This is a genomic window from Methylobacterium tardum, from assembly GCF_023546765.1.
Taxonomy (GTDB): domain Bacteria; phylum Pseudomonadota; class Alphaproteobacteria; order Rhizobiales; family Beijerinckiaceae; genus Methylobacterium; species Methylobacterium tardum.
Genome location: NZ_CP097484.1, coordinates 2,523,505 through 2,544,639, shown reverse-complemented (window position 1 = coordinate 2,544,639; position 21,135 = coordinate 2,523,505). Strand labels below are relative to the sequence as shown.

At 69.4% G+C, this 21,135-nt stretch carries 26 protein-coding genes and 2 pseudogenes; 21 read left to right on the top strand and 7 right to left on the bottom strand.

Features of this window, described 5'->3' with window-relative positions:
- Positions 1–14 precede the first annotated feature (14 nt).
- From M6G65_RS12040 to M6G65_RS11965, 16 genes and pseudogenes are all read left to right on the top strand, one after another.
- On the top strand, positions 15–764 hold the full coding sequence (locus tag M6G65_RS12040) for an amino acid ABC transporter permease (protein WP_238199901.1): 750 nt from the start codon (positions 15–17) through the stop codon (positions 762–764).
- Positions 761–1,450, top strand: a complete 690-nt coding sequence (locus tag M6G65_RS12035; protein ID WP_238199899.1) for an amino acid ABC transporter permease — start codon at positions 761–763, stop codon at positions 1,448–1,450. The genes M6G65_RS12040 and M6G65_RS12035 overlap by 4 nt, the downstream gene beginning before the upstream one ends.
- A 171-nt stretch (positions 1,451–1,621) precedes the next feature.
- Complete coding sequence (locus M6G65_RS12030) at positions 1,622–1,999, top strand: hypothetical protein (protein WP_238199897.1); 378 nt, start codon at positions 1,622–1,624, stop codon at positions 1,997–1,999.
- A 360-nt stretch (positions 2,000–2,359) separates the two neighbouring features.
- Complete coding sequence (rplN, locus tag M6G65_RS12025; protein ID WP_010686182.1) at positions 2,360–2,728, top strand: 50S ribosomal protein L14; 369 nt, start codon at positions 2,360–2,362, stop codon at positions 2,726–2,728.
- Positions 2,728–3,041, top strand: a pseudogene (gene rplX, locus M6G65_RS12020) (50S ribosomal protein L24). The gene rplN and the pseudogene rplX overlap by 1 nt, the downstream one beginning before the upstream one ends.
- Complete coding sequence (gene rplE, locus M6G65_RS12015) at positions 3,034–3,600, top strand: 50S ribosomal protein L5 (RefSeq protein ID WP_192711551.1); 567 nt, start codon at positions 3,034–3,036, stop codon at positions 3,598–3,600. Before rplX ends, rplE begins: the two are co-directional and overlap by 8 nt.
- A 40-nt stretch (positions 3,601–3,640) precedes the next feature.
- Positions 3,641–3,946 carry a 30S ribosomal protein S14 gene (gene rpsN / locus M6G65_RS12010; protein ID WP_010686179.1) on the top strand — a complete coding sequence of 102 codons (306 nt, stop codon included), beginning with the start codon at positions 3,641–3,643 and terminating at the stop codon, positions 3,944–3,946.
- A 10-nt stretch (positions 3,947–3,956) separates the two neighbouring features.
- Positions 3,957–4,352, top strand: coding sequence for a 30S ribosomal protein S8 (rpsH, locus tag M6G65_RS12005; RefSeq protein ID WP_010686178.1), 396 nt, complete (start codon positions 3,957–3,959; stop codon positions 4,350–4,352).
- Positions 4,353–4,374: 22 nt separating this feature from the next.
- Positions 4,375–4,908 carry a 50S ribosomal protein L6 gene (gene rplF / locus M6G65_RS12000; protein ID WP_250103970.1) on the top strand — a complete coding sequence of 178 codons (534 nt, stop codon included), beginning with the start codon at positions 4,375–4,377 and terminating at the stop codon, positions 4,906–4,908.
- A gap of 10 nt (positions 4,909–4,918) precedes the next feature.
- A complete protein-coding gene (rplR, locus tag M6G65_RS11995) occupies positions 4,919–5,281 on the top strand; it encodes a 50S ribosomal protein L18 (protein WP_250103969.1) in 363 nt (120 codons plus the stop codon).
- Positions 5,282–5,506: 225 nt separating this feature from the next.
- Positions 5,507–6,094, top strand: coding sequence for a 30S ribosomal protein S5 (gene rpsE / locus M6G65_RS11990; RefSeq protein ID WP_012319173.1), 588 nt, complete (start codon positions 5,507–5,509; stop codon positions 6,092–6,094).
- A 12-nt stretch (positions 6,095–6,106) separates the two neighbouring features.
- Entirely contained in the window at positions 6,107–6,298 is a 192-nt protein-coding gene (gene rpmD, locus M6G65_RS11985) for a 50S ribosomal protein L30 (protein ID WP_020096280.1), read from the top strand.
- A gap of 10 nt (positions 6,299–6,308) precedes the next feature.
- The gene (rplO, locus tag M6G65_RS11980; protein ID WP_238199893.1) at positions 6,309–6,812 is read left to right on the top strand and encodes a 50S ribosomal protein L15; all 504 of its coding nucleotides are present in this window, start codon (positions 6,309–6,311) and stop codon (positions 6,810–6,812) included.
- 156 nt (positions 6,813–6,968) lie between these two features.
- Positions 6,969–8,315 (top strand): preprotein translocase subunit SecY, encoded by a 1,347-nt coding sequence (gene secY, locus M6G65_RS11975; protein ID WP_043387379.1) that lies wholly within the window; start codon positions 6,969–6,971, stop codon positions 8,313–8,315.
- 168 nt (positions 8,316–8,483) lie between these two features.
- A complete protein-coding gene (locus M6G65_RS11970) occupies positions 8,484–9,086 on the top strand; it encodes an adenylate kinase (protein WP_238199892.1) in 603 nt (200 codons plus the stop codon).
- Positions 9,087–9,270: 184 nt separating this feature from the next.
- The gene (locus M6G65_RS11965) at positions 9,271–9,504 is read left to right on the top strand and encodes a hypothetical protein (RefSeq protein ID WP_238199891.1); all 234 of its coding nucleotides are present in this window, start codon (positions 9,271–9,273) and stop codon (positions 9,502–9,504) included.
- Between the two features lie 10 nt (positions 9,505–9,514).
- On the opposite strand, the gene M6G65_RS11960 is transcribed toward M6G65_RS11965, so the two are convergent.
- The gene (locus M6G65_RS11960) at positions 9,515–9,871 is read right to left on the bottom strand and encodes a hypothetical protein (protein ID WP_238199890.1); all 357 of its coding nucleotides are present in this window, start codon (positions 9,869–9,871) and stop codon (positions 9,515–9,517) included.
- 252 nt (positions 9,872–10,123) lie between these two features.
- On the opposite strand from M6G65_RS11960, the gene rpsM reads away from it, so the two are divergent.
- The 5 genes from rpsM (at position 10,124) to rplQ (ending at position 13,736) form a co-directional block, all read left to right on the top strand.
- Positions 10,124–10,492, top strand: a complete 369-nt coding sequence (rpsM, locus tag M6G65_RS11955) for a 30S ribosomal protein S13 (protein ID WP_250103968.1) — start codon at positions 10,124–10,126, stop codon at positions 10,490–10,492.
- 171 nt (positions 10,493–10,663) lie between these two features.
- Positions 10,664–11,053 carry a 30S ribosomal protein S11 gene (rpsK, locus tag M6G65_RS11950; protein WP_007557606.1) on the top strand — a complete coding sequence of 130 codons (390 nt, stop codon included), beginning with the start codon at positions 10,664–10,666 and terminating at the stop codon, positions 11,051–11,053.
- A 25-nt stretch (positions 11,054–11,078) separates the two neighbouring features.
- Positions 11,079–11,951, top strand: coding sequence for an MBL fold metallo-hydrolase (locus M6G65_RS11945; protein WP_238199888.1), 873 nt, complete (start codon positions 11,079–11,081; stop codon positions 11,949–11,951).
- Between the two features lie 108 nt (positions 11,952–12,059).
- A complete protein-coding gene (locus M6G65_RS11940; protein ID WP_010686165.1) occupies positions 12,060–13,079 on the top strand; it encodes a DNA-directed RNA polymerase subunit alpha in 1,020 nt (339 codons plus the stop codon).
- A 246-nt stretch (positions 13,080–13,325) separates the two neighbouring features.
- Positions 13,326–13,736, top strand: a complete 411-nt coding sequence (gene rplQ, locus M6G65_RS11935) for a 50S ribosomal protein L17 (RefSeq protein ID WP_250103967.1) — start codon at positions 13,326–13,328, stop codon at positions 13,734–13,736.
- A gap of 482 nt (positions 13,737–14,218) precedes the next feature.
- Here rplQ and M6G65_RS11930 read toward each other — a convergent pair whose 3' ends face one another.
- The 6 genes and pseudogenes from M6G65_RS11930 to M6G65_RS11905 all read right to left on the bottom strand — a co-directional run bounded on the left by M6G65_RS11930 (position 14,219) and on the right by M6G65_RS11905 (position 21,122).
- Entirely contained in the window at positions 14,219–16,105 is a 1,887-nt protein-coding gene (locus M6G65_RS11930) for a response regulator (protein ID WP_250103966.1), read from the bottom strand.
- Positions 16,102–17,826 carry a response regulator gene (locus M6G65_RS11925; protein WP_238199885.1) on the bottom strand — a complete coding sequence of 575 codons (1,725 nt, stop codon included), beginning with the start codon at positions 17,824–17,826 and terminating at the stop codon, positions 16,102–16,104. Before M6G65_RS11925 ends, M6G65_RS11930 begins: the two co-directional genes overlap by 4 nt.
- The gene (gene cheB / locus M6G65_RS11920; protein ID WP_238199884.1) at positions 17,823–18,890 is read right to left on the bottom strand and encodes a chemotaxis-specific protein-glutamate methyltransferase CheB; all 1,068 of its coding nucleotides are present in this window, start codon (positions 18,888–18,890) and stop codon (positions 17,823–17,825) included. The genes M6G65_RS11925 and cheB overlap by 4 nt, the downstream gene beginning before the upstream one ends.
- Positions 18,887–19,513 carry a response regulator gene (locus M6G65_RS11915; RefSeq protein WP_250103965.1) on the bottom strand — a complete coding sequence of 209 codons (627 nt, stop codon included), beginning with the start codon at positions 19,511–19,513 and terminating at the stop codon, positions 18,887–18,889. Before M6G65_RS11915 ends, cheB begins: the two co-directional genes overlap by 4 nt.
- Positions 19,514–19,806: 293 nt before the next feature.
- Positions 19,807–20,169, bottom strand: a pseudogene (locus M6G65_RS11910) (ATP-binding protein); the annotation flags it as partial.
- Entirely contained in the window at positions 20,163–21,122 is a 960-nt protein-coding gene (locus M6G65_RS11905; RefSeq protein ID WP_250103964.1) for an Hpt domain-containing protein, read from the bottom strand. The gene M6G65_RS11905 and the pseudogene M6G65_RS11910, both read right to left, overlap by 7 nt.
- Between the last annotated feature and the right edge of the window lie 13 nt (positions 21,123–21,135).

Here is a 21,135-nt window from a genome sequence, read left to right as displayed (position 1 = left end):
AATCGGCGGTAGAGGTGACCCAGCTCTCCGCTGAACTGTTCGGCGACCTCCTGGCGCCGCACTATCTCGTATGGCTGCTGCAGGGCTTCGGGGTCACCCTGGCCCTGTCGGCCGCCGTGTGCGTTGCCGGCACGGTCCTGGGCCTCTCGGCGTGCTGCCTGCGGGAAGCGGGCAGCCCGTCGGCACGGTGGGTCGTGTCCGCCGGCACCGGCCTCATTCGCAACACGCCGCTGCTCGTTCAACTCTTCGTCTGGTACTTCGCGGTCGCCGCTCTCCTGCCGCTCAGGCTGACCGTCTGGCTGAACACGCCGCACCGCCTGGAGCTGGGCGTCGGCGCACTGCACTGGCCCACCTACGAGACGGTGGCCGGGTCCTGCGGGCTGACGCTCTACGCGGCCGCCTACATCGCCGAAGAGGGCCGCGCCGGCATCAACGGCGTCCGTCCCGGCCAGCGGGAGGCGGCCCTCGCCCTCGGCTTCACGCCGGTCCAGGCGTTCCGCCACATCGTGCTGCCGCAGGCCCTGCGCATCGCGTGGCTGCCGATCGTCGGCCAGTATCTCAACACGATCAAGAACACGTCGTTGACCATGACGATCGGCCTTGCCGAGCTGTCCTACGCGTCCCGGCAAGTCGAGACCGAGACGTTCAAGACGTTCCAGGCCTTCGGCCTCGCGACGCTGCTCTATGTCGGCGCCGTCGCCGCGGTGGAAGCGGCGGGGCAGGTTCTGGCCCGACGCCATCATCCGGCGGGACGGCGCCGGTGAACCTCGCGATCATCGGCGACAATCTCGGCTACCTGCTGCTCGGCGCGTGGCCCTACGGGCCGGTCGGCGGACTGGCGCTGACGCTGATTCTCTCCGGCCTGTCCGGTCTCGCCTCGGCTGGGCTCGGACTCGTCCTGGGAATCGGCTTGGCGATGAGCACGGGGACGGCCCGAGGCGCGCTCACCCTGGCCCTCGGGTTCTTCCGCGCCGTGCCGATCGTGATGCTGATCTTCTGGAGCTACTTCCTTCTGCCGATCCTGTTCGGTGTCTCGGTTCCCGAGATGGGCACCGTTGTCGTGGCGCTGTCGCTGGTCGGGGGTGCCTACTTGTCCTACGGGGTTGCGGCGGGCATCGAGAGCATCGGCCGCAGCCAGTGGGAGGCAGGCCTGGCGCTCGGCTTCGGCCGCTGGCGGATCCTGCGCTTCATCGTATTGCCGCAGGCGCTGCGCGCCATGGCGCCGTCCTTCGTCAATCAATGGACCGCGCTCATCAAGGACACGTCGCTCGCCTACGTGATCGGCGTGCCCGAGCTGTCCCTCGTGGCCGCGCAGGTGAACAATCGCGCCATGGTCTACCCGGCCGAGATCTTCCTCTTCGTCGGGGCCGTCTACGCCGGCCTGTGCGCCGCCCTCGACGCGTTGGCGTCCCGGCTGGCGCGGGGCTCGCGTTCCGTCACCAAAGCCTGACCGGCCAGAAACGCGACTCGGCACATCCTGCCGAGCTGGCGCGAAGCGGCGTGCCGGATCGGGGCAGGGGGGCGCCGTCACGGTCTACGGAAGATTAAAGCGAACCGTCGAAACGTCGCGATCATCGGGTGGCCGGCAGGTCGCCATGGGTTCGGGTCGAGGATGTTGCGTATGGGTTGCGTCGCGGTCAGCAACGTCGTGCCGTTCCGACGGGCGGTTCCCGTCCAGGCGCCCGGCGAGCGCGAGGCGCGCAACCGCCGTCGCAGCGAGCAGCGTTCGCTCCTCGACGCGGTCTACGCCACCGGCAGCCTGATCGTCGCGGCGGAGGATCGCACGATGAAGCTGACGGCTTCGCGCCTGCAGGTCTACGGCTTCCTGGCGATCGAGGAGATGGCCGACGACGGCACCGTGCGCCGGCTCCGTCCGTCCGAGGCGATCCGGGCCCGCGCGGAGCGCCCCTGGCGCCTGTCGAAGCCCGCCTGCGGCGGAGCCGTCACCATCCCGAGCCTCGACGGCTTCCTGTTCGAATCTGCCGGCCAGCCGGCCTGATTCCAGCCTCTTCGTGCGGCTTGCGACCGGCGTGCCGAGAGGCGCGCCGGTCGTTCTGCGTGAGAGCAGCCTTTCCGTGCCGTCCCAGACGGCCCTCGAGCGCCCCCGTTTCGCACCTGTGGCTATGAGAAATCGCGCCGCTCGGCTTGCCATTGCCGACGGTCCGTAGTATCCGCCCGGCCTTCGCGACATTCCCGATGGGTGCTCGCACCCTGTGAACGCGGTGACCGCGCCGGTGTCCCAAGACACCGCCAGCGCGGTCGAACACATGAGCCGGGGACATCAGGTCCCCATCAGGCGTCGTCCGCCGGGCAATACCGCCCGTGTGCGGAAACCCGCCTGAAACAAGGAGTCACGCACGTGATCCAGATGCAGACGAATCTGGACGTCGCCGACAACTCGGGTGCACGCCGTGTGATGTGCATCAAGGTTCTCGGCGGGTCGAAGCGCAAGTATGCCGGCGTGGGCGACGTCATCGTCGTCTCCGTCAAGGAGGCGATCCCGCGCGGTCGCGTCAAGAAGGGCGACGTCATGAAGGCGGTCGTCGTCCGCACCGCCAAGGACGTGAAACGCGCCGACGGTTCGGTCATCCGTTTCGACAAGAACGCGGCCGTTCTGATCAACAATCAGAAGGAGCCGATCGGCACCCGCATCTTCGGACCGGTGCCGCGCGAGCTGCGCGCCCGCAACCACATGAAGATCATCTCCCTGGCTCCGGAGGTGCTGTAATGGCTGCCAAAATCAAGAAGGGCGACACGGTCGTCGTGCTCACCGGCCGCGACTCGGGTCGCTCCGGCGAGGTCATCCAGGTTGTGCCGAAGGAAGGCCGGGCCTTCGTGCGCGGCATCAACCGGTTAAGAAGCACCAGAAGCAGACCCAGAACCAGGAAGGCGGCATCATCTCCAAGGAGGCCGCCATCCAGCTCTCGAACATCGCGGTCGCCGACGCCAATGGCAAGCCGACCCGCGTGGGTTTCCGCATCCTCGAAGACGGGCGCAAGGTCCGGTTCGCCAAGACCACGGGGGATCAGATCGATGGCTGAGGCCGACAAGAACGCCTACACCCCTCGTCTGCGCAAGCATTACGAGGAAGTGGTTCGCCAGAAGCTGATCGAAGAGTTCGGCTACAAGAACCCCATGGAAGTGCCGCAGATCACCAAGATCGTGATCAACATGGGCGTAGGCGAGTCCACCGCGGACTCGAAGAAGGCCTCCGTGGCTGCGGGGGACCTCGCCCTCATCGCCGGCCAGAAGCCGGTCATCACCAAGGCCCGCAAGGCCATCGCGACCTTCAAGGTCCGCGAGGGCATGCCGATCGGCTGCAAGGTGACCCTGCGCAAGCAGCGCATGTACGAGTTCATGGACCGGCTGATCACCATCGCGCTGCCGCGCGTGCGTGACTTCCGCGGCCTGAACCCGCGCTCGTTCGACGGCCGCGGCAACTACGCGCTGGGTCTCAAGGAGCACCTCGTGTTCCCGGAGATTTCCTACGACAAGGCCGAGCAGACCTGGGGCATGGACATCGTCGTGGCGACCACCGCCAAGACCGATGCCGAGGCCAAGGCCCTTCTCGCCGCCTTCAAGTTCCCGTTCCGGCAGTGAAGCTTTCGGGCTTCAGACGCGGACACCGGAGATAGACCACATGTCGAAGAAAAGCTCAGTCGAGAAGAACGAGGCCCGCAAGGCGCTGGTGAAGCGCTTCGCGGCCAAGCGGAAGGCGCTCCTCGAGATCGCCAACAACGACGCCCTCGAGATGGAGGAGCGCTTCGAGGCGCGCCTCAAGCTCGCGGAACTGCCGCGCAACTCGTCGGCCACCCGCATCCGCAATCGCTGCGGCATGACCGGCCGTCCGCGCGCCTACTACCGCAAGATGGGCATCTCGCGCGTGGCGCTGCGCGAGCTTGGCAACCGGGGCCTGATCCCCGGCCTGGTCAAGTCGAGCTGGTAAGGAGGTCCCCATGGTTAACGATCCCGTGGGCGACATGCTCACCCGCATCCGCAACGGCCAGCTGCGCCGTCGCAACGTCGTCCAGACGCCCGGCTCGCGCCTGCGCGCCAGCGTCCTCGACGTGCTGAAGTCTGAGGGCTACATCCGCGATTACGCGGCGACCGACCTCGGCAACGGCCGCACCGAGTTCGCCATCGAGCTCAAGTACTATGACGGGCGCCCGGTGATCCGCGAGATCAAGCGCGTCTCGAAGCCGGGCCGCCGGGTCTACTCGTCGGTCGGCGAGCTGCCGCACGTGGCCGACGGCCTCGGCGTCACCATCGTCTCCACCCCGCAGGGCGTCATGGCCGACCACGAGGCGCGCGAGCGCAACGTCGGCGGTGAAGTGCTCTGCACCGTGTTCTGATCGGGACGGAGGAGGTTATCCCATGTCTCGCGTAGGCAAGAAGCCGGTCCCCGTACCGGCGGGCGTTACCGCCACCGTCACGGGTCAAACCGTGAAGATGAAGGGTTCGAAGGGCGAGCTGTCGTTCGTCGTTCCCGCCCTCGTCAACGTGGCCCTGAAGGACGGCGCGATCTCGGTCGAGCCGATCAACCAGTCCAAGCCGGCGCGCTCCCTCTGGGGCACGTCGCGGGCGCAGATCGCCAACATCGCCGAGGGTGTGTCGAAGGGCTTCGAGAAGAAGCTCGAGATCACGGGCGTCGGCTATCGTGCGGCGATGGCCGGCAAGGCCCTCAAGCTGTCGCTCGGCTACAGCCACGACATCGAGTACGAGATCCCGGCCGGGATCACGATCGCGACCCCGAAGCCCACCGAGATCACGATCTCCGGGATCAACCGCCAGCAGGTCGGTCAGGTCGCCGCCGAGATCCGTGATTACCGCGGACCCGAGCCCTACAAGGGCAAGGGCGTGCGGTATGCGGGCGAGTTCATCTTCCGCAAGGAAGGCAAGAAGAAGTAAGGAGGGCATCATGTCTCGCAAGCTCGAAGCCCTCGATCGCCGCAAGGCGCGCGTCCGCCGCGCGCTGCGGGCGGCCGCCAATGGCCGTCCGCGGCTCTCGGTGTTCCGCTCGCCGAAGCAGATCTACGTGCAGGTCATCGACGACGTCGCCGGCAAGACGCTGGCCTCCGCCTCGCCGATCGACAAGGCGCTCAAGGGCGAACTGAAGACCGGCGCCGACGTCTCCGCCGCCAAGGCGGTGGGCAAGCTGGTCGCCGAGCGCGCCAAGGCCGCGGGCGTCACGAAGGTGATCTTCGACCGCTCCGGCTACATCTACCACGGCCGCGTCGCTGCCGTGGCGGAGGCCGCCCGCGAGGGTGGCCTGGAGTTCTGATCGGGTTCCACCGAACCCCGTCATTCCGGGGCGCCGCAGGCGAGCCCGGAAACCAGACCCTCGGCGCGGCAGGATCTGCACCGCCGAGGGTCTGGATCTCGGGCTCCGCTGCGCGGACCCGGGATGACGACAGAAACGGCGGAGGAGAGCGGTGCGCCGCTTTCCGCAGACGAAATCGAGCGAGCAGGCCCGCCGCCTGCGCCAGTGAGATGAACAGGTAGAAACATGGCACGTGAACGTGAAGGCGGGGGCCGCGGCCGCCGCGAGGATCGCGAGGAGCGCGACAGCGAGTTCGTGGACAAGCTCGTCCACATCAACCGCGTCGCGAAGGTGGTGAAGGGTGGCCGTCGCTTCGGCTTCGCTGCCCTCGTCGTCGTCGGCGACCAGAAGGGCCGCGTCGGCTTCGGCCACGGCAAGGCCCGTGAGGTGCCGGAAGCGATCCGCAAGGCGACCGAGGCTGCGAAGCGCGGCCTGATCCGGGTGTCGCTCCGCGAGGGCCGGACCCTGCACCACGACGTCAACGGTCGTCATGGCGCCGGCAAGGTGATCCTCCGCGCGGCCCCGCAGGGTACCGGCATCATCGCCGGCGGCCCGATGCGCGCCGTGTTCGAGACGCTCGGCATGCAGGACGTCGTCGCCAAGTCGCTGGGTTCCTCGAACCCCTACAACCTCGTGCGCGCCACCTTCGAGGCGCTCAAGAACGAGGACAGCCCGCGCTCCGTGGCGGCCCGCCGCGGCATCAAGGTGTCGACGCTCCAGTCGCGTCGCCGCGATGCCGACCCGGCCGACCAGTCCGAAGCCGCAGTCGCGTAAGGGGAGGGTCCGATGGCACAGAAGACCGTCCGCATCGAGCAGATCGGCTCGCCGATCCGCCGCGAGGCCAGCCAGCGCCAGACGCTGATCGGCCTCAAGCTCAACAAGCTCCACCGCGTGTCCGAGCTGGAGGATACCCCCTCCGTGCGCGGCATGATCCGCAAGGTTGCGCACCTCGTGCGCGTCCACGGCGACGTGGCGTGAGGAGGTCCCGATGAAGCTCAACCAGATCAGCGACAATCCCGGCGCCACCAAGGACCGGATGCGCGTTGGCCGGGGCATCGGCTCCGGCAAGGGCAAGACCGCAGGCCGCGGCGTGAAGGGTCAGAAGGCCCGGACCGGCGTTGCCATCAAGGGCTTCGAGGGCGGTCAGATGCCGCTGCATCGTCGCCTGCCGAAGCGCGGCTTCAACAACCTCTACGCTCAGGATCTGAACGAGGTGAACCTCGGCCGGATCCAGGAGGCGGTCGACGCCGGCAAGCTCGACAAGGCTGCCACCGTGACGGTGCAGAGCCTGGTCGATGCCGGCATCATCGCCCGTCCCCGCGACGGCGTGAAGCTGCTCGGCGTCGGCGAGCTCACCGCGAAGCTCAGCTTCGAGGTCACCCGCGCCTCCAAGTCCGCCGTCGAGGCGGTCGAGAAGGCCGGCGGCTCGGTCAGCACCGTCTACGCCCAGGGTGCCTCCACCCGCGGCGGCAGCGAGGCGGCCACGGCCTGACGGGAGCGCGGAGGGTGCGATCTCGGGGACCCGTTGCACGGGCTCCGCGCACCCTTTAAGCCGATCCTTCGAGCGGCGGCCCTGCGACCACGCGGGCCGCCGTTTTTCGTTTCATCCGGGCCCGACCGCCCGGCACATGTCCAGGACGCGACGCTTATGGCCTCAGCCGCCGAGCAGCTTGCCGCCAACCTCAACTTCGGTGCGATCGCCAAGGCCGATGAGCTGAAGAAGCGCATCTGGTTCACGCTCGGCGCCCTCGTGGTGTTCCGGCTGGGCACGTACATCCCGATTCCCGGCATCGATCCGGAGCAGTTCGCTCGGAACTTCCAGCAGCAGTCGGGCGGCGTGCTGGGCCTGTTCAACATGTTCTCGGGCGGCGCCGTCGAGCGCATGGCGATCTTCGCCCTGAACATCATGCCGTACATCTCGGCCTCGATCATCGTGCAACTCCTGACCTCGGTGATCCCGAGCCTGGAGGCGCTGAAGAAGGAGGGTGAGTCCGGCCGCAAGGTCATCAACCAGTACACCCGCTACCTGACGGTGGTGCTGGCGCTGGTCCAGTCCTGGGGCATCGCGATCGGACTGCAGGGCTCCTCGGCCGCCATCGATCCGGGCCCGTTCTTCTTGGCCTCGACGGTGATCACGCTGACCGGCGGGACCCTGTTCCTGATGTGGCTCGGCGAGCAGATCACCTCGCGCGGCATCGGTAACGGTTCGTCGCTGATCATCTTTGCCGGCATCGTCGCCCACCTGCCGGTGGCGATCGCGGGCGCACTCGAGCTCGGCCGCACCGGCGCGCTGTCGCCGGCGATCATCCTGGGTGTCGGCGTCGCCGCGGTGGCGCTGGTCTACTTCATCGTGTTCATGGAGCGGGCCCAGCGCCGGCTGCTGATCAACTACCCGAAGCGCCAGGTCGGCAACCGCATGTACGAGGGACAGACCTCGTTCCTGCCGCTCAAGCTCAACACGTCCGGCGTGATCCCGCCGATCTTCGCCTCCTCGCTGCTGCTCCTGCCGGCCACGGCCGCGAGCTTCTCCGCCAATGGCGGCGCGACCGGCTGGCTCGGCACGGTCACGGCCTATCTCGGCCACGGCACGCCCCTGTTCATGGTGCTGTACGCGGCGCTGATCATCTTCTTCACGTTCTTCTACACCGCCGTCGTCTTCAATCCGCAGGAGACGGCCGACAACCTGAAGAAGCATGGCGGCTTCATCCCGGGCATCCGTCCGGGCGAGCGCACCGCGGCCTTCATCGACAAGGTGCTGACCCGCATCACGGTGATCGGCGCCTTGTACCTGACGCTCGTCTGCCTGTGCCCGGAGATCCTCTCGTCCTACGCGGCCGCGAGCCTCGGCTTCGGCGGCACGTCGCTGCTGATCGTGGTCTCGGTCACGATGGACACGGTGGCGCAGATCCACGGGCACCTGATGGCCCACCAGTACGAGGGCCTCGTGAAGAAGGCCAAGCTGCGTGGCGCGTCGACCACGCAACGCCGCCGTTGAGGCTGATACAGAGGCGGGACGAAGCCAAGCATCCTCCCGTCTCTGGCCCAAAGGTCCGAGTGTTTCCGCGCTCGGGACCAGCTAGAAATTCTTAAATCCGGCGATGCCAGGGAGGCTTCGCCACCGCGGCTTGAGCCCGAAGCGACCGGGCCGAACGAGGACAACGCCATGCGTATCATTCTGCTCGGGCCGCCCGGTGCGGGGAAGGGGACGCAATCCGAGCGGATCGTGCAGCGCTTCGGCATCCCGCAGCTCTCGACCGGCGACATGCTCCGGGCGGCGGTGGCGGCGGGCACGCCGGTCGGCCTTGAGGCCAAGGCCGTGATGGAATCGGGCGGCCTCGTTTCGGACCGGATCGTGGTCGGCATCGTGGCCGACCGGATCGAGGAACCCGATGCCCGCCGCGGCTTCATCCTCGACGGCTTCCCGCGCACGGTCGCTCAAGCCGAGGCATTGTCCGAGATGCTCGCCAGCAAGGGCTTGAGCCTCTCCACCGTCATCGAGCTGAAGGTGGACGAGAACGCCCTCGTCGGCCGGATCGAGAAGCGCGCGGCAGAGACCCTGGCCCGTGGCCAGGCCGTGCGGAAGGACGATACCCCGGAAGTGTTCAAGCAGCGCCTGGAAGCCTATCGCGCCCAGACCGCGCCGCTCTCGGCCTACTATGCCCAGAAGGGCATGCTGAAGACCGTCGACGGCATGCAGCCGATCGACAAGGTCACGGCCGACCTGATGTCGGTGCTCGAGCCGCACGAGGAGCGTGTGACGTCCTGAGCACCTGTTGAGGTGCCGGTCCGCTGCGGGCCGGATGGGGGCGCAACGCTGGATTGGGAGGCGAAGCTCTCCTTGCGGCGGGCGCCGTCAGGATGATCGCGGCCGGCGGCGATTGGATCGCTCTCAATCCTGAACCTCTCGCGGGCTCGGCCGGTTGATTGGCGCAGCACCGATCGGAAGGACCATGACCCTGCGCCTCGTCGTCACGACGGTTGTCCTCAGCCTCGCGGTCGCGCTGCCGGCCCTTCCGGCCGCGGCGCAGAGCCCAGCCCAGTCCTTCGTGTACGGGCAGAAGCGGTTCCGTCACGCCTGCCGGCCGCCCCTCAAGTTCGCTGCCGGCGCCTGCGTCCGCCGCTGCCCGGGCGGCTACCAGGATCTGGGCAGCTACTGCCGGTTTCGGAATCAGGGCTTCCGCTGAGAGGTGCGGTTCAGAGCCGTCCCTCGCGGCGCAGGGTGCCGAAGAAGTTGACCACGTCCATCGCCAGGGAGCGATGGCCGAACAGACGGAGCGGATAGCCCTCGGGAGTGTCCTCGCGCAGCTCGATCATGGCGGTCATGACGTTGTAGCGGAACACCATGCGGCGGCCCGCGAACGTGGCCCAGAGCAGGACCGGCCCGTGATCCGCGCCCTGCACCGCGACGGATCCGGGCTCTGCTTCGGCGAGCACGCCGCCGATCACCGCCAGCGTCACGGGGACGACCTCGTCCAGGGTCTCGGCGGCTTCCCGCAGGACGGCATCGGCGAAGGCCCGCAGGGTCGCACCATCGCTGGTCAGCAGGGACATCCAAACTCCTCGATCGCGCGCCTCCGGGCCCGGGGCGTGACGCAGGGCGGCACGTCGAACCGAGCATACCACGTTGACATCGGGCCTTCCGCGCGCTAGCAGGCCCTCCTTCGTCCAACCGAACGATGGTCCGAGGTGCCCTGTCCAGGGCCGCCCGCGGGCCGCGTCGTCGTTTCACGTGCGCAGGGGCCGGCCTCCACCGGACGCGCACGACACCGGCCCGGATCCTCGGGCCCGACATGGAGAGTGATCGTGGCCCGTATTGCAGGCGTCAATATCCCGACCAACAAGCGCGTCGTCATCGCGCTTCAGTACATTCACGGCATCGGTGCCAAGAAGGCCGAGGAGATCGCCCAGAAGGTGAACATCCCCGCCGAGCGCCGGGTCAACCAGCTGACCGACGCCGAGGTTCTCTCGATCCGCGAGACGATCGACCGCGACTACATCGCCGAGGGCGACCTGCGCCGCGAAGTCTCGATGAACATCAAGCGCCTGATGGATCTCGGCGCTTATCGCGGCCTGCGTCACCGCAAGCAGCTCCCGGTCCGCGGCCAGCGCACCCACACCAACGCCCGCACCCGCAAGGGTAAGGCGAAGCCGATCGCCGGCAAGAAGAAGTAATTTTTTGGAACTGGGAGGCCGTGCTCAGCTCGGCCTCCTTCCCATCGCGCCAGGTGTCCCACAACGGACCCGGCGCCGGCCCGACCGCCCCGAACGGGCGCTCCGGCCAAGTCCCAAAAGAATCCCGAGCGCCTGGTGTTACGGGCGTGCCTGAAGGAAGAGTGAGAACAGATGGCCAAGGAACCGCAACGCGTCCGCCGCCGCGAGCGCAAGAACATCGTGTCGGGCGTCGCTCACGTGAACGCCTCGTTCAACAACACGATGATCACCATCACGGATGCGCAGGGCAACACGATCTCGTGGTCGTCCGCCGGCGCGATGGGCTTCAAGGGCTCGCGCAAGTCGACGCCGTACGCCGCTCAGGTCGCCGCCGAGGATGCCGCCCGCAAGGCGTCCGAGCACGGCATGCGCACCCTCGAGGTCGAGGTGTCGGGTCCGGGTTCGGGCCGTGAGTCGGCGCTCCGCGCCCTCCAGGCCGCGGGCTTCACGGTGACCTCGATCCGCGACGTGACGTCGATCCCGCATAACGGCTGCCGGCCGCGCAAGCGCCGCCGCGTCTGATCGAAGCCTTGTGACGGAGAAGCTTATGACGGGATCGAAGCCGCTTCCGGGCGTGCTGCGTTGGAACCTCGGCGACCTCACGGTCACCGCGCTCAACGACGGCTGGTTTCAGGCCAGCCTCGATCTCGTCACGGGCATCTCCAAGGAAGAGGCCGGGCGGCTTCAGCTGGCGGGCTTCCGCACCGAGCAGCCCAAGATCACGCTGAACGCCTTCCTGATCACGGGTCCCGGCCTCAAGCCGACCCTGATCGACACGGGCTACGGCGACCTCGCGCCGGCACCGACCCTCGGCCGGGCCGGCGCGGCGCTGGCGCTCACCGGCGTCAAGCCGGAGGAGATCGGCACGGTGCTCGTCAGCCACCTGCACCCCGACCATGTCGGCGGTCTCGTGAAGGACGGCGCGGCGCGCTACCCGAATGCCGAGATCGTGCTGCACGCCGACGAGGCGGCGCACTGGCTTCCGGACGAGGCCCTGGCCCAAGCGCCGGACGCCGCGAAGCCCTATTTCGAGGGCGCCCGCAAGGCGCTCGCGCCCTATGCCGGCAAGGTGCGCGAGCACCGAGGCGGCGAGGTTCTTCCGGGGATCACGGCGGTCCCTCTGCCCGGCCACACGCCGGGCCATTGCGGTTTCCGCATCGTCTCCGGTGGACAGTCGCTGATGATGTGGACCGACGTGGTGCACCTGCCGGCGATCCAGTTCAAGAACCCGGAGGCCGGCGTCGGCTTCGACGTCGACGGCGACCAAGCACGGGAGACGCGCAAGCGGATCCTGGACGAGGTGGCAAGCGAGCGGACGCTCATCGCCGGCGGCCATCTCGAATTCCCGGCGCTCGGCTACGTGGACCGGGACGGGGCTGGCTACAGCTTCGTGCCGGTGCTGTGGGTCGGCGGCGAGTAGCGGCGGACAGACATTCAGGGACCGTTCGGGGCGCCAGGGGGCGGCGCCGGACGGCCGAAGCGCGGGGACGGTCGTCGCGGATCCCGGGCAAGGACGAGAGGTAGGATCGTGGTCATTCAGAAGAATTGGCAGGAACTGATCAAGCCGAACAAGCTGCAGGTCACGACCGGCGACGACCCCAAGCGGGTCGCCACGGTCGTCGCCGAGCCGCTGGAGCGCGGCTTCGGCACGACGCTGGGCAACGCCCTGCGCCGGGTGCTCCTGTCGTCGCTCCAGGGCGCGGCCGTGACCTCGGTGCAGATCGACGGCGTGCTGCACGAGTTCTCATCGATCCCGGGCGTGCGCGAGGACGTCACCGACATCGTCCTCAACATCAAGACCATCGCGATCCGCTCGCAGACGGACGCGCCGAAGCGCATGACCCTGCGCAAGACCGGCCCGGGCCTCGTCACCGCCGGTGACATCGGTACGGTCGGCGACATCCAGATCCTGAATCCCGACCTCGTGATCTGCACGCTGGACGACGGCGCCGAGATCCGGATGGAGTTCACGGTCGCCACCGGCAAGGGCTACGTCCCGGCCGAGCGCAACCGTCCCGAGGACGCCCCGATCGGCCTGATCCCGGTTGACTCGCTGTTCTCCCCGGTGACCAAGGTCAGCTACCGCGTCGAGACGACCCGCGAGGGCCAGGACCTCGACAAGGACAAGCTGACCATGACGGTCGAGACCAACGGCGCGGTCTCGCCGGAGGATGCGCTGGCCTACGCGGCGCGCATCATCCAGGACCAGCTGCAGGTCTTCGTGAACTTCGAGGATCCGCGCAAGGAAGAGGCCGCGCCGCTCGCGCCGCAGCTGCCCTTCAACCCGGCGCTGCTCAAGAAGGTCGACGAGCTGGAGCTGTCGGTCCGTTCGGCGAACTGCCTGAAGAACGACAACATCGTCTACATCGGCGACCTCATCCAGAAGTCCGAGGGCGAGATGCTGCGGACCCCGAACTTCGGCCGCAAGTCGCTCAACGAGATCAAGGAAGTGCTCGCCGGCATGGGCCTGCACCTCGGCATGGACATCCCCGGCTGGCCGCCGGAGAACATCGAGGACCTCGCCAAGCGCTTCGAGGAGCATTACTAGGTCGCTCGTTCCCCCGCTCCGCCCTCATCCTGAGGTGCCGGAGCGCAGCGGAGGCCCCGAAGGGAGCCTCCAGGGATCGCAGCACCTTCCGGAGCCCTCCTTCGAGGCCCGCTGACGCGGTCACCTCAGGATGAGGGTTTCGGGTTGGAGTCCCCGCCGCGGGGTCATTCGGAATCAACCGCCCTGCGCTCAGGGCACCCGGCCGTACCGTGGCACGGCGGCCGAGACCAGAAGGAAGCCAGCACCATGCGTCACGGTTATCGCGGCCGTCGTTTCAACCGCACCGCCGAACACCGCAAGGCGATGTTCGCCAACATGTCCGCCGCGCTGATCAAGCACGAGCAGATCATCACCACGCTGCCGAAGGCCAAGGACCTGCGTCCGGTCGCCGAGAAGCTGATCACGCTTGGCCGGATCGACAGCGTGCACACCCGCCGTCTGGCGATGGCGCAGCTGCGCGACGCCGACATGGTCAAGAAGCTCTTCACGGTGCTCGGCCCGCGCTACAAGGGCCGCCCGGGCGGTTACTGCCGCATCATGAAGGCCGGCTTCCGTCAGGGTGACAATGCCCCGCTCGCCGTGATCGAGTTCGCCGACCGCGACGTCGAGGCCCGCGGCAAGGATTCCGGCCCGAGCCAGGTCGCCGAAGCCGCCTGATCCCGACCGGGCGTTCCTACGTCCCTGTCGTTTGAGAAGCCGTCCCGGATCCTCCGGGGCGGCTTCTCGCTTTTTGGCTTCTCGTCTGTGCGCGGGCCGCGAAGCAATCCAGCCATCGCCATGCCGACTGACTGTGCGGATCGCCTGGTCGCCTCCTGCGCTCGCGATGACGGTGCGCTGATCACAAAAAACCCGTCGGCTCGCGCCGACGGGTCTGCAGCAGGGTCCACGTCTTGGATGGTTGCGGGAGCTCGCCCTGGCGGCCCGTATCGGACGGGCCGGGAACTCGACCGCGCCGCGCTCCGAAAACCCCTATCCCTGCTGATACGCGTCCGGTGGACCGTCCTGGTCCGGGTCATTGTCACGCCTGCGGCGCGGGAAGATGCCGTGATTGCTCATGGTCCACCTCCTCATCGTAACCCGGGGCCCGCGGGCCCCACGTAGGTTCAATGAGCCGGCAACCGGTCGGTTCCCGGGCCCGGTCAGCCAGCTTGCCCGGTTGAGCCGTCGAGCAACGTGGCCACCCGGGCGGCCAGATCGGCCGAGCGGAACGGCTTGGAGAGAACCGGCAGATCCTCGGGGATCTGCATGGCCTCGGCATGACCGGTCAGGATCAGGACGGGAAGACCCGGCAGCCTGCCGCGGATCTCGGCCGCCAGCTCGATCCCGCTCATGCCGGGCATGGCCAGATCGGCCACGACCATGTCGAAGCGGTCGTGCCGGAGACTTCTGAGCGCGGCCTCGCCGTCGGCCGCCTCGGTGGTGCTGTGCCCGAAGCCCGTCAGGAACGAGGCCGTCACGTGCCGCACCTGCGGATCGTCATCGGCGATGAGGATGCGGGCCCGGCGCCCGGCGACCGGAGCTGCGCCGGCCTCCTCGGCAGCCTGCTCGGGAGCTTGGTCGGCGAAGGGCAGGGCCAGCTCGACGCGCGTCCCCTTGCCGACCTCGCTGTCGATCACCAGCCGACCTTTCGACTGTTGCGCCAGCCCGAAGACCATGGCGAGGCCGAGCCCGGTTCCCTGGCCCACGGCCTTGGTCGTGAAGAACGGTTCGCAGACCCGGCGCAGGATGTCTTCGGGGATGCCGGTGCCCTCATCGGTGACGCTGATGCCGAGATAGCTGCCGTCGGCGATTTCCGGATCGCCGCTGATGTTGAGCCGCCGCGTCGCCACCGTGATGGTGCCGCCGTCCGGCATCGCGTCCCGGGCGTTGATGCAGAGGTTGAGCACGGCGAGTTCGAGCTGGTCCGGATCGACCTGAACCGCCAAGAGGCCGTCCTCCAGGTCGGTTCGCACGGTGACGAGGCCGCCGAGGCTGCGTCCGAACAGGTCGCTCATCCCGGTGATCAGGCCGTTCACGTCCACGGCCCGGGCCTGCAGGTCGTGCGCACGGCTGAAGCTGAGGAGACGCTTCGTCAAGGACGCGCCGCGCTCCGCGGCCCCGCGGGCGTTCTCGATCAGGCGCTGGACCCGCGGCTGATCGGCAATCTTCGGACCGGCGAGTTCCAGGCTGCCGAGGATCGCGGTCAGCAGGTTGTTGAAGTCGTGCGCGATGCCGCCCGCCAGCGTTCCGAGGGCCTGCATCTTGTCGGATTGGCGCAGGCGCGCCTCAAGAGTCCGCTGCTCGGTCACGTCGCGCTCGATCACCGCGAGATGGCTGATCGCGCCGCTCGCGTCGCGAATCGGCACCCGCGTCACGTGGCTCCACTGCTCGGCGCCCGTCGGGCCGTCGCTGATCAGGCTCTCGGCCACCGCGCCGGAGCGGATCGCGGCCTCGTCCGCCGCCGTCACCGGCCCGGCCTTCGCGCCGAGCAGCTCGGCCTCGCGCCGTCCCAGACAGGCGGCGATGTCGTGATGGAGGAGGGCTGCCTTGCGGGCGTTCAGCCGCACGAACCGGCCGTCCGCGTCCTTGAAGCTGATCGCGTCCTGAGCGTGGTCGAGCAGACCCCGGAGAAGCGCCCGCTCGGTGGCGAGGTCCCGTCCGAGTTGGTGCCGCTCGAAGGCCTGCCGAACCGTGGAGCGCAGCAGGCCCGCATCCCAGGGTTTCGTCACGTATCCGACGATCCCGCCGCGATTGAGGGCGGCGATCACCGCCGTGATGTCGGCGTAGCCGGTGAGCAGGATCGCCTGCGCATCGTGGAAGGTGCGCGCTTCGGCGAGCAGCGCGTCGCCGGTCAGGCCCGGCATGCGCTGGTCGGACACCACCACGGCGATGTCGGGCTCCGCGCGCAGGATCTCCAGCGCCTCGGCAGGGCGCGAGGTCGTCAGCACCCGGTAGGACTCCTCGAACAGGTCCTCCAGGGCGATCAGGATATCCGGCTCGTCATCGACGGCCAGGATCGTCCCTACACCTGCCGTACTGTCACTCATGCACTGGCCGCCTGCCGCGGAATCCCGATCACGAAGCAGGCTCCCCCACCCGGGGCCGTCTCCACGGTGAGCGAGCCGCTATGCGCCTGAACGACGCTGTAGGCAATCGCAAGACCAAGTCCAGTTCCCGATCCCACCGGCTTTGTCGTGAAGAAGGGCTCAAAGATCTTCTCGCGTAACGTCTCCGGTATGCCAGGACCAGTATCGCTGATGCGGATCTCGTCAACATCCGGGGCCGATTCGGTGACGATGCGAATCGTGCCGCCCTCCGGCATCGCGTCGGCGGCATTGCCCAGGATGTTCATCACCACCTGATTGAGCAGTGCCGGGGTGCAGTGGATCTCGGGCCTGCCCGCGAAGGTACGCTCGACAACAATCCGGTCGCCGAGCTTGTGCTGGATCAGGGCCAGCACGGTGTCGATCGCCTCCGGCACGTTGACGAGAGCACGCTCGCCCTCGTCGAGGCGCGAGAACTTCCGGAGGTTCAGAACGAGGTCCTGGATGCGGGTCAGCCCCATCCGCATCGAGCCCACCCGCTGCCGGGCCTTGTCGATGGCGCGGGCGGCCGCGTCCGGCGCCGCGTCGGGCAACTCGCCGAGCAGACGCTCCACCGTGCCCTGATGGGCCAGGATGAAGGCGAGAGGATTGTTGATCTCGTGGGCGATGCCGGCGACCAGCTCGCCCAGCGAGGCCATCTTGGCGGCCTGGACGAGCTTGGACTGCGCGTCGGTCAGCTGGCGGTTGGCGTCGGCGAGGTCGCGGTTCGCCTGCTCCAGGGCGTCGGCGAGCCGCGCCCGGGCCTCGGCCGCCTCGGCCTCGGCGCGGGCCCGCTCCACGGCGCGCTCCCGCTCGCCGAACTGGCCGGCAATGCGCCGGTCATCCTCTTCCAGGAGCCGGCGGCGTACGAACCCGCGCACCCGGAGCGCAAGGACCTCGGCATCGGTCTTCGAGACGACGTCATCCGCCCCCGCCGCGTAGGCCTGGACGAGGAAATCCTTGGCCGGATCGCTCCCGGCGATGGCCACGAGGTGGAAACCGGCGCCCGCCGCCTGCCCCGCGCGCCGCTGGCTGATCGCAAGACACAGGGCGAGCCCGTCATAGGCGTGGCCGAGAAGATCGACCGTCACGCAGTCGAACGCGTCAGTCCCGTCGGCCGCGTCCAGCGCGGCCAGGGCCGCCTCCGGCCCGTCGGCCGTGGCGACGTGATGCCCGTCCTGGCCGAGCAGGCCGGACAGGAAGGTCCGGTAGGTGGCGCTGCCGTCGATCACCAGGATGCGCCCGCGGCGGAAGGCGGCCGCGCCCGGCCCTTCGCCGTCGCTCGCCGAGCGGCGCTCGCGCATCAGGGCACGGATGCGCAGGATCATCAGGTCGCGGTCGGCGGATTTCGGCAGATAGGCGTCGGCGCCGCTCTCCAGCCCCTGACGCTCGCCGCCGCTGCCGCCGGTCAGCATCAGGACCGGCAGGGCCCGGGTGCGCAGCGACAGGCGCATCTGCCGGATCAGCTCGTCGCCGTTCATGCCCGGCAGGTGGTAATCCGCCACGACGAGATCGGGCTGGCTGCGGTTGAGGTGATCGAGGGCCGTCTCGGCGGAGGGACAGCGCTCCACCGCGAAACCGTGCGCCTCGAGCAGGAGTCGCAGTTCGAGCGCCTGCGTCTCCGAATCCTCGACCAGCAGGATCCGGGCGGGCCCCTCGGGGGCGCCGGCCTCGGCCGCCGTCACGGACGCGCCCCCGGTTCCACCAGGCGCAGGACGTGGTCGGCGATCCGGTCCAGCGGAAGGACCGACCGGGCCGCGCCGAGCCGTACCGCGGCCGCAGGCATGCCATAGACGACCGCGGTGCTCTCGTGCTCCGCGACCGTCTGCGCGCCGGCCCGGTGCATGTCTGCGAGACCTGCGGCGCCGTCCTCGCCCATGCCGGTCAGGAGCACGCCGATTCCGGCCGCTCCGGCCTGCCGTGCCATGGAGCGGAACAGGATGGTGGCGGCCGGCCGCTGGCCTGAGACGGGCGCAGCGTCGATCACCCGGAGAATCCGGCCCGACCCGATCTCGAGGTGCCGATCCCCCGGTGCGACGTAGACGCGGCCGGGCTCGGCCCGCTCGCCATCCCGCGCCAAGCCGACCGGCAGCGTCACGACGCTGTCGAGCCAGCTGGCGAACCCGTCCATGAAGGCCGGCCCCATGTGCTGGACAACCAGAACCGGCAGGGGAAAGTCCTTGGGCAGCGCGCCGATCACCCGCGCCAGGGCCGGGGGGCCGCCCGTGGAAGCCCCGATCCCCAGAAGGCTCGGCGCCTGCCCGGGGATCTCGACCGGGGTCGCCTGCGCGACGGAGGCGGTGCGGCCGGCCCACTCGGTGCCGATCGGGCGGCGGCGGATCACCGGAACCTGGGCCATGATCCGCAGCTGCGTGCAGATCTCGCCCGCCACGGCCTCGTAGCCGGCATGGGTCGTGGCTACGGGCTTCTCCACCACCGACAGGGCGCCGGCCCGCAGCGCGTTCATGGAGATGCGGAGGGACGAGTCCTCCACGGAATCCGCCACCACCACGATCGGGGTCGGCTGCTCGGCCATGATCCGGCGCGTCGTCTCCAGCCCATCGATCCCCGGGAGGCGGATATCCATCGAGATCACGTCCGGACGTACGGTCCGGAGCTTGTCCAGCGCTTCCTCGCCGGACGCGACGGCCGCCACGATCTCGAGCCGGGGATCGCGGGAGACGATGTGGCGCAGCAGCTCGCGTACCACGAGGCTGTCCTCCACGAGCATCACGCGAACTGGCGTCATAGGAGTTGCCCGATCGTGTCGAGCAGCTGGCGCTGATCGAACTTCTGCTTGGTCAGGTACGCATCCGCGCCGAGATCAAGCCCCCGTGCCACGTCGGCGGCGTCGCCGCGGGATGTCATCAGGATGGCCGGAAGGCGGGCGAATCGCGGGTCGGCCCGCAGCGCCTGGATCAGGCCGAACCCGTCGAGGCGGGGCATCTCCACGTCGGCGAGGACGAGGTCCACGGGCTCGATCTCGGCGCGCAGCCGGTCGAGGGCATCCTGCCCGTCGACGCAGACGACCACGCGGTAGCCGGCGGCTTCCAAGATTCCCTTCTCCAAGGTCCGGGTGGTGATCGAATCATCGGCGACCAGGATCGTCGCGCGCGCGGATGCGCGCGGCGCTTCGTGAGTCGCCGAACGTGGAGCCTGCCCCATCGTTCCGGCAGAAGGTGCGACAGCCGCGCGCGCCGCGAGACCGTCCGGGTCGAGGACCAGCACCGGGACGTCTCCGGGCAGCACCGCGGTACCCGCGATGAGCTCGGGATCGGCTCCGAAATCGGGGGCCGGCAGGACCAGGAGCGGGCGCACGTCGTGCAGGCGGTCGACCGCCAGCGCCAGGCGGGTGCCCCCGGCCCGCAGCACCGCGGCCGTGAGGATCTCGGGGTCGGCCGGATCACCGGCCGGCCAAGGATCTCAGCGAGGCCGACGACTGGGTGGCTCGTCGCGGCCTTGCCCTCGCCGAGCCGGAGCATCGTACGGCCCATCGCGACCGGCAGCTCCGTCCGTCGCAGGCGCAGAAGGCGCTCCACGGCGCCGCCCGGCAGCGCGTAGACACGCCCGGCCGCCTCGACCAGGAGCAGGCTGCGCCGGGCCGCCGACAGCGGCAGGCTGAAGACCAGGGCGGTGCCGGCCGGCTCGCGCGGCTCGAGGCGCACGCTGCCGGCGAGCTGGCGCGCCGCGTCCGCCGCCACCGACAGGCCGTATCCGCGCCCGGACAGAGTATCGACGGCGTCCGCCGTCGAGAAGCCGGGCTCGAACACGAGGCGCAGCAAGTGCTCCGCACCGACGGCACTCTCGGGAGCGAGGAGGCCGCGCTCCCGCGCCACGGCCTCGATCCGGGCGAGATCGGGCCCTGGCCCGTCGCCGAACACCGTGACCTGCAGGCGCGAGCCGCGGACGGCGAGATCGAGTCCCAGGCCCAGCGCCTCGGGTTTGCCGGCGGCGCGGCGGGCCTCCGGCGTCTGCCAGCCATGGCTCAGGGCATTGCGCAGGGCGTGCAGCAACGGATCCTTCAGCACCTGCAGCGTGCCGCGCTCCACCGGCAGATCGAGGCCCTGCAGGTCGAGATCCACCTCGCGTCCCTGCTCGCGGGCGGTCTCGCGGAGCGATCGGGCGAGGGGCGCAAGCACCGTCTCGGCCGGCACCAGGGCCAAGCGTTCGGCCGCCGCGCGGACGCGGGACGCGGCACCCTCGATCGCGCTGGTGGCGGCCGCTTGGCGGCGAGACAGCTCCGCAGCCTCCCGGGCGAAGGAACCGACCTCAGCCGCGAAGGCGCGCAATCCCGGCTGCTCCGTGGGCGCCTCGGCGGCGAGCGCCTCCGCGCCGGCGCGCAGGTCGCGAGCCGGCGAGCGAGGCGGGCGAGGCTTTCGGCTGCGGGAGCCCGGGCCGCCAGGGTGCTCGCGAGGTCGTGGCTCGCACGGGCCATCGCGTCTACGGCTTCGCCGGGAACGCGCAGGAAGGCCGTGCCCGGATCGGCCGGCTCGGCCGCGGCCTTCTGGACAGCCGGCGCGCTCGCGGTGGCCGCAACCGGCGCCGCGGCCGGTACATCGACGGCCGGTCTGGACGGCTCGGCGGCAGCCGGGGCGCTCTCTTGCGCCGCGCCGGGCGGATCGAGGACCCGGCCGAGCGCTGTCAGGGCGTCCGACGGCATCTCCGGGCCGGCCCCATCCTTGAGCCCGGCGACGTAAGCCTCGACGCGATCGAGGGCGAGGTGGACGGCGTTCGCCGCATCGCGGTCGAGGGCCGTCGCGCCGGTCCGCACCCTCTCGAACAGGGTCTCAAGCCGGTGGGCGACCGCCTCCACGGCCGGCAGATCGACGGCCCGGGACGCCCCTTTCAGGCTGTGGGCACGGCGAAAGACGTCGTTCCAATCCGGCGTGGCGCTGCCGAGCGCCCCGCGGATCGCCGTGACGTGCTCGCGATGCTCGACGTCGAAGGCGGCGAGCAGGAGCTGGCGGATGTCCTCGGCCAAGACGCAGCCGGCC